The organism is Sphingobium sp. (genome assembly GCF_048594625.1).
Classification (GTDB): Bacteria; Pseudomonadota; Alphaproteobacteria; order Sphingomonadales; family Sphingomonadaceae; genus Sphingobium.
The window spans coordinates 25973-37261 of the sequence record NZ_JBMDWL010000091.1 but is presented as its reverse complement, the minus strand read 5'-3'; the positions used below and the strand labels follow the sequence as shown (position 1 = coordinate 37261).

Annotated in this window: 8 protein-coding genes; 5 read left to right on the top strand and 3 right to left on the bottom strand. The window is 62.4% G+C overall.

The window, feature by feature from the left end:
• The first annotated feature begins 126 nt into the window (after nucleotides 1–126).
• On the top strand, nucleotides 127–3534 hold the full coding sequence (addA, locus tag ACOJSJ_RS11260; RefSeq protein ID WP_420145072.1) for a double-strand break repair helicase AddA: 3408 nt from the start codon (nucleotides 127–129) through the stop codon (nucleotides 3532–3534).
• 56 nt (nucleotides 3535–3590) lie between these two features.
• A complete protein-coding gene (gene trxA / locus ACOJSJ_RS11255; protein WP_420145071.1) occupies nucleotides 3591–3911 on the top strand; it encodes a thioredoxin TrxA in 321 nt (106 codons plus the stop codon).
• A 124-nt stretch (nucleotides 3912–4035) separates the two neighbouring features.
• Here the strand turns inward: trxA and ACOJSJ_RS11250 are convergent, their stop codons facing one another.
• From ACOJSJ_RS11250 to argJ, 3 genes are read right to left on the bottom strand one after another with little or no spacing between them, the layout of a single operon-like run.
• Nucleotides 4036–4644: a glutathione S-transferase family protein gene (locus ACOJSJ_RS11250; protein WP_420145070.1), complete on the bottom strand. Its 609-nt coding sequence runs from the start codon at nucleotides 4642–4644 to the stop codon at nucleotides 4036–4038.
• A gap of 10 nt (nucleotides 4645–4654) precedes the next feature.
• Complete coding sequence (locus ACOJSJ_RS11245) at nucleotides 4655–5449, bottom strand: inositol monophosphatase family protein (protein WP_420145069.1); 795 nt, start codon at nucleotides 5447–5449, stop codon at nucleotides 4655–4657.
• Between the two features lie 13 nt (nucleotides 5450–5462).
• Nucleotides 5463–6689, bottom strand: coding sequence for a bifunctional glutamate N-acetyltransferase/amino-acid acetyltransferase ArgJ (gene argJ, locus ACOJSJ_RS11240; protein ID WP_420145068.1), 1227 nt, complete (start codon nucleotides 6687–6689; stop codon nucleotides 5463–5465).
• Between the two features lie 62 nt (nucleotides 6690–6751).
• Between argJ and ACOJSJ_RS11235 the strand changes: the two genes are divergently transcribed.
• The 3 genes from ACOJSJ_RS11235 (at nucleotide 6752) to secA (ending at nucleotide 11257) form a co-directional block, all read left to right on the top strand.
• Nucleotides 6752–7264 (top strand): energy transducer TonB, encoded by a 513-nt coding sequence (locus ACOJSJ_RS11235; protein ID WP_420145067.1) that lies wholly within the window; start codon nucleotides 6752–6754, stop codon nucleotides 7262–7264.
• A gap of 60 nt (nucleotides 7265–7324) precedes the next feature.
• Entirely contained in the window at nucleotides 7325–8386 is a 1062-nt protein-coding gene (locus ACOJSJ_RS11230; RefSeq protein WP_420145066.1) for a hypothetical protein, read from the top strand.
• A gap of 135 nt (nucleotides 8387–8521) precedes the next feature.
• Nucleotides 8522–11257, top strand: a complete 2736-nt coding sequence (gene secA, locus ACOJSJ_RS11225; protein WP_420145065.1) for a preprotein translocase subunit SecA — start codon at nucleotides 8522–8524, stop codon at nucleotides 11255–11257.
• The last annotated feature ends 32 nt before the right edge of the window (nucleotides 11258–11289 follow it).

The window sequence follows — 11289 nt, the reverse complement described above, 5'->3', positions numbered from 1 at the left end:
CCTATGACCAGTTCGCCGAACTGGCGCGCGATTATCTGTTGGGATCGGCGCCGTTCCGGGCGGAGGTCAATCCCGAAGTCGCCAATTATGGCGATTATGACCAGCTGATGCGGCTGGAGGAATGGTATGGGCGGGACGATGGCTAAGACGCGCGCACTTCAGAAGCTGTTGGGCGATCAGGCGCGGGCGGCCGCGCCCGACGCGCATGTTTGGCTGTCCGCTTCGGCCGGGACCGGCAAGACCCATGTGTTGACCGCGCGCGTGTTTCGCCTGTTGCTTCAGGGAGTGCGCCCGGAAAATATCCTGTGCCTGACTTTTACCAAGGCGGGCGCGGCCGAAATGGCCGACCGCATCCATGATCGATTGGCGGCGTGGGTGCAGATGGAAGGCGCGGCGCTGGCGCGCGACCTGATGGCGCTGGGAGAGGATTACGGGCCGGATCAGCAGGATCAGGCCCGACGCCTGTTCGCCGAAGTGCTGGAATCCACAGGCGGGGGCCTGCGCATCCAGACGATCCATGGTTTCTGCCAGCAACTGCTGGCCGCTTTCCCACTGGAAGCGGAACTGACGCCCGGTTTCCGGCCGCTGGACCAGCGGGAACAATCCGCGCTCGCTCGACAGACGCTGGCCGACATGGTGGTGCGCGCGCATGATCAGGGCGACGGGGCGCTGATGGATGCGCTTCAGGCGCTGAGCCTGCGTTTGGGGGAAGGCGGCGCGGAGCAGTTCCTGCTGCGCTGCGCGACCAGGGGCGATGTGCTCGATGCATTGCCCGAAGCCATCGCGCCATGGATCGCAGAGCAGATGGAAATGCCGGATGGCGATATTGATCAATGGCTTGCGGATCAATGTTCGGATGAAATATTCGACATGCGAACGCTGGACGGGATCGTGCGCGCCAATGTCGAATGGGGCAAGGGGCGCGGCCTGGAACGATGCGATCGCATCGCCGCCTGGCGTGCGCTGGACCCGGTCGGACGCGCGGCGAACCTGACCGAATTGCACCGCGCGTGGGCGAAGGCGGACGGCGACCTGATCGATGCCAAAGGTTGGGTGCCGCCCAGCGACGGATATATCAACATGGCGGCGCGGCTGTACGACCGGTGCGGCGAACTGATCGCGACGAAGATGCGCGCCGATTACGCAGCGTTGCTGGCGCAGGCCCTGTACGCAGGGCGCGCCTATGCCCGCGATTATGCGCAAGGCAAGCGACTGGCGGGGGCAGTCGATTTCGACGACCTGATCACCCGCACCGCGTCGCTGCTGGAACAACCAGGCATCGCCGAATGGATCCGCTATAAGCTGGACCAGCGGATCGACCATATTCTGGTGGACGAGGCGCAGGACACCAATGCCGCGCAATGGCGGATCGTGCGCACATTGGCCGAAGAATTTTTCGCGGTGGAATGGGAAGAGCGGCAGAAGGTCCGCACCATCTTTACCGTCGGCGATTTCAAACAGGCGATCTTCGGCTTTCAGGGTACAAGTCCGCAGAATTTCAGGGCCGCGCAACTGCTGTTCGAACGCGACGCCGACAATGCCGGGCATGATTTCTTCAACCTGTCGCTGGACCAGAGTTTCCGATCGACGCCCGCCGTGCTCGATGTGGTGGACCGGACCATCGCGACCCTGCGCGCCGATCGGCTGGGCATGGGGGGCGAAGAGGTTCGCCACATCAGCGCCAATCGCCATCCGGGCGAAGTGCAGTTGTGGAAGCCGGTCATCGCCGGCCTGTCGGACGATGCGGAGGGCGAGGAAGACTGGGCCGCCGATCAGGAACGGCAACTGGCGACCAGAATTGCGCGCCAGATCAAGGCGTGGATCGACGACGGGTTGATGCTGGAAAGTCAGGGGCGACCGGTTCGGGCGGGCGACATCATGATATTGGTGCGTCGTCGCAGCGAACTGGCGCGGCTGATCGTCGCGCGTCTGTACGAAGAACAGGTGGCCGTCGCCGGGATCGACCGGTTGCGGCTGAACGCGCCGCTGGCGGTGCGCGATCTGCTGGCTGCGTTGCGATTTGCCGTGCAGCCGGAAGATGAACTTAACCTCGCGTCGCTGCTGGTGTCGCCGCTGATCGGATGGACGCAGGAAGAGTTGATGGCCCGCCTGATCGGGCGCAAGGGCGGTTTGTGGCGGCATCTGAGCCGGACGCTGGACGACGCGCTGTTGCAGCCGCTGCGCGATCTGCTGGCCGTGGCGGACCTGACCACGCCCTATCGCTATCTGGAGGCGATGCTGTCCGGGCCGATGGACGGGCGGCGGAAGCTGGTGGAACGTCTGGGTGCGGAGGCGGCGGACCCCATTGAGGAACTGTTGAACGCGGCGCTGGATTTCGAGAATGACGATCATCCATCGCTCCAGCGGTTTATCGACTGGTTCGACCGGGGTGAAGTGGAGATCGTCCGCGATGCCGCCGCGCAGGGGGACATGCTGCGCCTGCTGACCGTGCATGGCGCGAAGGGGCTTCAGGCGCCGATCGTGATATTGGCTGATGCCTGTCTGGACCCCGATGCAGGCAATCGGGCGGATTTGCTGATGTGGAACGGGCTGCCCATCCTGCCGCCGCGAAAACCGGAGCGGCAGGGACCGATCGGGGCGGTGGCGGAAGCGGCGGCGCAGGTCGAGCGGGAAGAGCATTGGCGCCTGCTCTATGTCGCGCTGACCCGCGCGGAGGAAAAGCTGATCGTCGCGGGATCTCTGGGGCCAAGGGCCAAGGGCGAAGTAAAGCCCGAAAGCTGGTATGCGGCGGTCGAAGCGGCGATGATCTCCCTTGGCGCAGAATGGGAAGCCGATCCGATATGGGGTGCCGCCCGTCATTGGCGGGGGACGGAAATCCTGCCGCCCAAAGTGGCGGAGCCGGAAAGCAGCACCGAGGCGGCAACGGTGGCGCAGCCTGCATGGCTTCGCGCGCCTGCCCCGGTCGAAGCGCGGCCGCCGCGGCCGCTCGCGCCATCGGCACCGGTCGAGGATGATGTGCCTTATCCGCCGCCCACCCCGGCGATGCAGGCCGCGGCGGAGCGGGGGCGGTGGCTCCATGCCCTGTTCGAACGCCTGCCCGATTTGCCCGCCGACCGGCGGCGGGACGCGGCGGATCGATGGCTGGCGCAACAAGGCGTCGGCGATCCAGCGCGGCGTCATGACATCATCGAACAGGCGCTGGGCGTCATCGACGCCCCCGATTTTTCGGCATTGTTCGCGCCCGACGCTCTGGCCGAAGCGCCCATCGCGGCGGTGGTGGGCGAAATGGTGATTTCAGGAACCGTCGATCGGCTGTGCATCGGTGCGGACCGCATTCAGCTGGTGGATTTCAAGACCGGGCGCATGGCTCCGCTGACGCTGGCCGATGTGCCGACCGCGCATATCCGGCAAATGGCGGCCTATGCGGCGGCGCTGGCCGTGATCTTTCCCGACCGGACGATAGAGGCGGGATTGCTCTATACCAGCGCGCCGCGGCTCATCACCCTGCCGCCTGCGGTGCTGGCGACGCACAAGCCGGGCTTTGCCCCTGCGCAGCAATATTTGCCGATCTGACCCGTTGAGACGGATGCGCGCACATCCTAGATAGGCGACACGTAAAGGAGATACCCATGGCCACCAAGGCAGTTACCGACAGCAGTTTCAAGGACGACGTCATCAATTCGGATAAGCCCGTGCTTGTCGATTTCTGGGCCGAATGGTGCGGACCGTGCAAGATGATCGGCCCGGCTCTGGAGGAAATTTCCGACGAACTGGCCGACAAGCTGGTCATTGCGAAGGTCAACATCGACGAAAATCCTGACGCGCCGGGCCAATATGGCGTGCGTGGCATCCCGACGATGATCCTTTTCAAGAACGGCGAAGCCGCCGCGACCAAGGTCGGCGCGGCGCCCAAGAGCGCGCTCAAGGGCTGGATCGAAAGCGTCCTGTAATCGGACTAAGCGGACTTGGAGCATGATCCGGCTGGATTGCATCGGATCATGCTCTGACTGTATTTTTGGATGGCGCATTTTGCGAACCGTCCTATGTTCCGGATAATTTCGGAATACCTGCAATCTATGTCAGCGGGATCATCACCGACCGGGCATAGCTTGGCCGTTCGCGCAGCCGGTCATACCATGTGCGCGCATGCGGGACATCCGGCCGATCCATGTCGAGTGTGAAGAATGTATGGGCATAGACGCCCATCGGCACATCCGCGACACCGAAAGAGGCACCTGACAGCCAGGACTGGGTCGCCAGAACGCGGTCCAGTATCTGCATCGCCTTCCCCGAAGCGGCGGCTGATTGCGCAATCACCTGTCCATTTCGCTGTTCGGGGGCGTAACGGACCAACTGGATGAAGGCATTGCGCTGCGCATCGGCGAAGCTGAATTGCCAGTCCATCCACTTGTCGCCCTTCGCCCGCATCACCGGATCGTCAGGCCACAGATGCGGCGCATGACGGGCCGCCAGATAGCGCAGGATCGCGTTGGATTCCCACAGGGTGACGTCCTCATCCTCTATCGTGGGGATCAGAGCGTTGGGATTTTTGGCGAGATAATCCGCATCCATGCCAAATTGTCCGCCAACGTCATGGCGAACATAGGGCAGGCCAATTTCATCGGCGAACCAGACGACCTTCTTCACATTATGCGAGTTGAGGCGGCCCCAGATGGTCAACATGGAAACTTCCTTATTCAAATAATGTCGCGGCGGCCCAGTCCCACAGGCGGGGTGAAGACGCCCCCATCAGACCACGGCTGAGGTCGCCCACGCGATAGGGGCTGCCGTCGAACCGCTGGCAACAACCGCCCGCTTCGTTCACAAACAGCGTTCCGGCAGCATGGTCCCATGGCAGAACGCGGGCGAAAATCGATACGTCATTCTGTCCCAGCACCAGCCGGGGATATTGTTCGGCAGCGCATCGGGGAATGTCCACCAATGTGAAGCTGGCCAGCGACCGCCGTTCCATCGCGGCCCGTTCCGCCGGGTCCATGAAGATGGTGGAAATGGCCGCGATGGGCAGGGCGCCGTCGCTTTCGCGTGCCTGCACCTGTTGCCCGTCCACATGACTGCCGCCGCCCAGCAGCGCATGGCACAGGCGGCCGGTCAGCGGATCGAGTATCCAGCCCGCCAGCGTGACGCCATTGTCCGCCAGCGCGACCATGATGCCGAAGGGTGCCTTGCCCGACGCGAAATTGCCGGTGCCATCGATCGGGTCTATGATCCAGTTGAGGCCTTCGCCCGCCCGGTCCAATATGGCGGGATCGGCCGCGCAGGTCTCTTCGCCGATGATGCCCGCTTCGGGCAGGATTGCGGCCAGCCCTTCGGCCAGACGGATTTCGCTTTCCTTGTCGGCGATGGTAACGAAATCGTCGGCGGCCTTTTCGTTGATCTCGTCGCTGGACAGGTTCTGGAACCGGGGCATGACGATGTCGCGTCCGACTTCGCGCATCAGGGCGACGACAGGATCGTGCAGTTCCAGCATCGCTGACCCTCCTTTAGCTGCGATAGTCGGCGTTGATCGAGATATAGCCGTGGGTAAGGTCACAGGTCCAAACCTGTGCCCGACCTTCGCCAAGGCCAAGGTCGACGCCGATCACGATGTCCTGCCCTTTCAGATGGGCGGCCACGGGCGCTTCGTCATATCCTTCGACCGCCAGGCCGCCGGTCGCGACCTGCGTCGCGCCGAAACGGATCGACAGCTTGTCGCGCTCCGCCGGTTCGCCTGCCTTGCCTACAGCCATGACGACGCGGCCCCAATTGGCGTCTTCGCCCGCTATGGCGGTTTTCACCAGCGGGGAATTGGCGATGGACAGGGCGATGCGATGGGCGCTGGCGTCGCTTTCGGCGCCCTCCACGCTGATGTCGATGAACTTTGTTGCGCCTTCGCCATCGCGCACCACCAGATGGGCCAGCTGACGACACAGGCCGCTGAGCGCCGCGTGAAAAGCATCGGCGCCAGCGTCATCCATGGATGTGAGCGGAGCATTACCCGCCTTGCCAGTCGCGAAGGCCAGAACCGTATCGCTGGTGGACGTATCGCTATCCACCGTGATGCACGAAAAGCTCTTGCGATTGGCGGCGGACAGCATCTGTTGCAACAGCGTCGCGTCGATCGCGGCATCGGTAAAGATATAGCCGAGCATCGTGGCCATGTCCGGCGCAATCATGCCGGAACCCTTGATGATTCCGACCAGTTCGATCCGAGTATCGCCGATCATGGCGGACGCATGCGCGCCCTTGGGATAGGTATCGGTCGTGCCGATGGTCGTCGCGGCATCTTCCCAGCCGCAGGGCCTCGCGGCGAAGGCGGCTTCCAGACCCGCTTCCGCCTTGTCGATGGGCAGCGGCACGCCAATCACCCCGGTTGAGGACACGAAGATGTCGGATGGCTGGCACGACAGGTGGTTGGCGACCTTTGCCGCGATCGCTTCCACGGCGGCGCGGCCGCGATGCCCGGTGAAAGCGTTCGCATTGCCCGCATTGACGACCAGCGCCCGCGCCGATCCCAGCGGGATGGCGTCGCGACACCATTCGACTTCGGGTGAGGGGCATTTGCTCTGCGTCGTCACGCCAGCAACGGTGGTGCCAGCGTCCAGCTCCACATAGGTGAGGTCGCATCGCGTCCATGCCTTATACCCCGCACGGGCGGTGCGCAGCGTCACGCCGTCGATGGCGGGCAGGGTGGGGAAGGTGGATGGGGCGAGAGGCGAGCGTTCGGTCATGGCGGCGGGATGGGGCAAATCACCCGGTCCGTCAATCCGATGCGGGAACAAAGGCGATGGATATGGCCCGCAATCCTGCCATAGAGATTTTCATGGTCAGTCAGCGCATTCGCGAATGCATCATCGCCCTTGGCGCGGCCGCCATAGTGGCGGTCGCCGTTCACCTCTGGCAACGGCAATATGCCGTGGATATTCCCGTTTCACCGCCTGCCCGGCGGATAGATAGCGGTGCGTCCGCTCCGCCGCTTCGACCCGGCAATGGCGGGACGGTTGCCGCCGCGGCGGACCGGGCGGCTCCTGCGTCCAGTCCGGGCGGCTGGTTTTCCGACCTCGATTATCCCGCCGAAGCCACGCGCAACGGGTGGGAAGGCACCACTGGGTTTCGGCTGTCGATCGATTCGGCGGGGCGGGTGGTGCGATGCGATGTCACCCAGTCGTCGGGGCATGCCGTACTGGATGAAGCCACGTGCAGGATGCTGACCCGCAACGCCCGGTTCCGGCCAGCCCGCGCGGCAACGGGAATGCCGGTTCCCGACATCTATAATGGCCGGGTTTCATGGCGCATGCCCGATTGATCGCTTGCCTTGACCATGGCGCAATGGCCATGAAGAGGAAAACATAGGGTCGATGCCATCATGACTTATACCGGCAAGGGGCGCTTCGCCTTTTACGCCAAACGTTATTCCCGCAGGAAAGCGAGCATTCGGCTGCGGTTGTTGGAGCCGATGGCGGCGATGCGCGATCTGGGCGTGAAGGTGCGCCTTTATCCCAAGGTGCGTGGGCCTCAGGGCCTTGACGCGGTTGTCATATCCAAGGCGTTCGGGCGCGGCGCGGAAAAGGCGATCCGGGCAGTCCGGAAATCCGGATGCGGCCTCATCTTCGACATTTGCGACAATCGTTTCGCCAATAATCGGGTCAAGGGTTCGGCAAAGCATGCCCGGCGGACCAACATGCTGTTGACGCAGGCGGACATCGTCACCGTACCAACGGCCGTCATGGGCGATCTGCTGGCGGCATCGGCGCCCGATATTGCCGATCGTATCCGGGTGGTGCCGGACATGCTGGAGGATGTGTCCGCGCTGGGCGACATGCGGCCGTCATTTCTGGAGCGCCGCCGACTGCGCCGACTGCGCGATTTTCTGGACGATCACTCCGATGCGCTGCACCTGGTCTGGTTCGGCAATAATATGACGGGCATTTCAGGCGTAGGGCAACTGGACGATGCGGTAGCGCGGCTGAAAGCCTTTGCCGCCCGGCATCCGGTGACCCTCACCATCATCAACAACAAGCCCGCGGTTTATCGTGAGGCGTCCAAAGGCTGGGACATTCCCAGTTTCTATATGCCCTGGTCGCTGATCGCCTTTCCTGCTGCGCTGAAAATGCATCGGGCCGCGATCATCCCCGTATCCCGAAATGACTATACCGCCGGAAAATCGATCAATCGCCCCGCGACCGCCATCATGGCGGGCTTGGGCGTCATCGCGGATTCAATTGCATCCTATGAGGAGTTGCGCCCCTTCATCGCTCTGGACGATTGGGAGGAGGGGCTGGCGCGCTATGCCTTCCGCTGGGACGCCGAACAGCCGCGCCTGACGCAGGCGCGCGAACATCTCGACCGCCATTATGGTCGCCAGCATGTGGCGGAGCGCTGGGCGCATGTTCTTGAGGAAGCAGGAGCACGTAAAAGCGCAGGCTGAACGATCAAAAGCCGATTTACCGGCATCGCAAACGAACGCCGAATTGACGTTCGCCCGACCGATGCCTATTTGCCGCACATTATTCTGTCCGACGTCCATGTCTTTGGCGTCCGTTTTTTCGCTCAGGGAGAGCTCATGTTCGGCGCACTCGCCAAGTCCATCTTCGGATCGTCCAACGAACGTTATGTGAAGTCGCTGGGCAAGATCGTCGACCAGATCGCTTCCTTCGAAGGCGCGATCCAGGCGATGAGCGATGAAGAACTGGTCGGTCAGACCGTCCGGTTCCGCGAGCGGTTGGCCAATGGCGAAACGCTGAACGATCTGCTGCCCGAAGCCTTTGCCACGGTGCGCGAAGCCGCCGTCCGCGTGCTGGGCATGCGTCATTTCGATGTGCAGATGGTGGGCGGCATCGTCCTGCATCGCGGCGAAATCGCCGAAATGCGCACGGGTGAAGGCAAGACGCTGGTCGCGACACTGGCGACCTACCTCAACGCGCTGGAGGGGAAGGGCGTTCACGTCGTTACGGTGAACGATTACCTTGCCAGCCGCGACTGCGAATGGATGGGTCAGGTCTATCGTTTCCTGGGCCTTACCACCGGCGTCATCGTGCCCAACATCAGCGAAGATCAGCGGCGCGAAGCCTATGCCGCCGACATCACCTATGCGACGAACAACGAACTCGGCTTCGACTATCTGCGCGACAATATGAAATATGACCGCGCGTCGATGGTCCAGCGGCCATTCAATTACGCGATCGTCGACGAGGTGGATTCGATCCTGATCGACGAAGCGCGCACGCCGCTCATCATTTCCGGCCCGACCGACGACAAGTCGGAACTGTATGTCGCGGTCGACGCGATCGTGAAGCAGGTGACCGAAGCGGATTATGAAAAGGACGAAAAGCAGCGCACCGTCACCCTGACCGAAGACGGGACGGAAAAGATCGAACGCCTGCTGGAAACCGCAGGGCTGCTTCAGGGCGCGAACCTGTACGACTTCGAAAATACGGCCGTCGTCCACCATGTGAACCAGTCGCTGCGCGCGAACGTCATGTTCCGCCGCGACATCGATTATATCGTCAAGGACGGCAAGGTCGTTATCATCGACGAATTCACCGGCCGCATGATGGATGGGCGTCGCTGGTCCGATGGCCTGCATCAGGCGGTGGAGGCCAAGGAAGGCGTCCAGATCGAGCCGGAAAACCAGACGCTGGCGTCGATCACCTTCCAGAATTATTTCCGCATGTACCCTAAGCTGGGCGGCATGACGGGTACGGCCGCAACCGAAGCGACCGAATTTTTCGAAATCTACAAGATGAACGTCGTCACCATCCCGACCAACCGGCCGGTGCAGCGGATCGACGAAGAAGACAGCTTCTACAAGAATATCGAGGACAAGTTCCGCGGCATTGCCCGTACGATCAAGGAACATGCGGAAAAGGGCCAGCCCGTGCTGGTCGGCACGGTGTCGATCGAAAAGTCGGAAATGCTGTCTGAATTCCTCAATCAGGAAGGCGTGAAGCATGCCGTTCTGAACGCCCGTTTCCACGAAAGCGAAGCGCATATCGTGGCACAGGCCGGCCGCAAGGGCGCGGTGACCATCGCCACCAACATGGCGGGCCGCGGCACCGACATCAAACTGGGCGGCAACCTGGAAATGCGGGTCGAGGACGAACTGCGCGACATGCCGGAAGGCGCCGATCGCGAAGCGGCCATCGCGCGGATCGAGGCGGAAATCGAGGTCGAGAAGCAGGAAGTGCTGGCCGCCGGTGGTCTGTTCGTGCTGGCGACCGAACGGCATGAAAGCCGCCGTATCGACAATCAGTTGCGCGGCCGTTCGGGGCGTCAGGGCGACCCCGGCCTGTCGCGCTTCTACCTCAGCCTTGACGACGATCTGATGCGCATTTTCGGCCCGGACACGATGTTCGCCAAGATGATCCGCTCCAATCTGGAAGATGGCGAGGCCCTGCCGCCTTCGAAATGGCTGAGCAAGGCGATCGAAACCGCGCAGCGCAAGGTCGAAGCGCGCAATTACGACATTCGCAAGCAGGTCGTCGAATATGACGACGTGATGAACGATCAACGCAAGGTCATCTACGAACAGCGCAGCGACATCATGGACAGCGAAACCGTCGATGATGTGGTGATCGACATGCGCCATGAAACGGTGAACGATCTGGTCGGCGCATCGTGCCCGCCCGGCACCTATCCCGAACAGTGGGACATGGAACGGCTGAAGGCCCGGACCGCCGAAATTCTGGGTCTGGAACCTGATTTCGATGCGTGGCTGGCCGAAGATGCCGTCGATCCGGAAATGATTGAAGAGCGCCTGTCGGCGATGGCCGACGCGGCGGTGGCGGAAAAGGTCGGGGAAATCGACATTGCCGACTGGCACATGATCGAAAAATCCATCCTGCTCCAGAGCCTGGATCATCACTGGAAGGAACATCTCTCCACGCTCGACGCGTTGCGTCAGGTCGTGCATCTGCGCGCCTATGCGCAAAAGACGCCGATCAACGAATATAAGCAGGAAGCCTTCGCCCTGTTCGAGCGGATGCTGGAAAATATTCGTGAGGACGTAACCGGATCGATCGCCCGCGTGCAGTTCCGCATGGAACAGCCGCCGATGGAGGATTATGGTCTGCCGGTCCTGCCGGACTTCATCACCACGCATATCGATCCGTTTTCGGGCGAAGATGACAGCGCAGACATCGATGCCAGCAGCTTTGGCGGGGTGACCACCACCATTCCGCGCGCACCGGTCGGTAATGCACCCGCGGGTGAGTTCGCCAATCTGGACATCAGCCGTAACGCCCCCTGTCCCTGCGGATCGGGCCAGAAATACAAACATTGCCATGGTGCTCTGGCATAAGGATGTGAAAGAAACGGGCGGCCGATACCGCC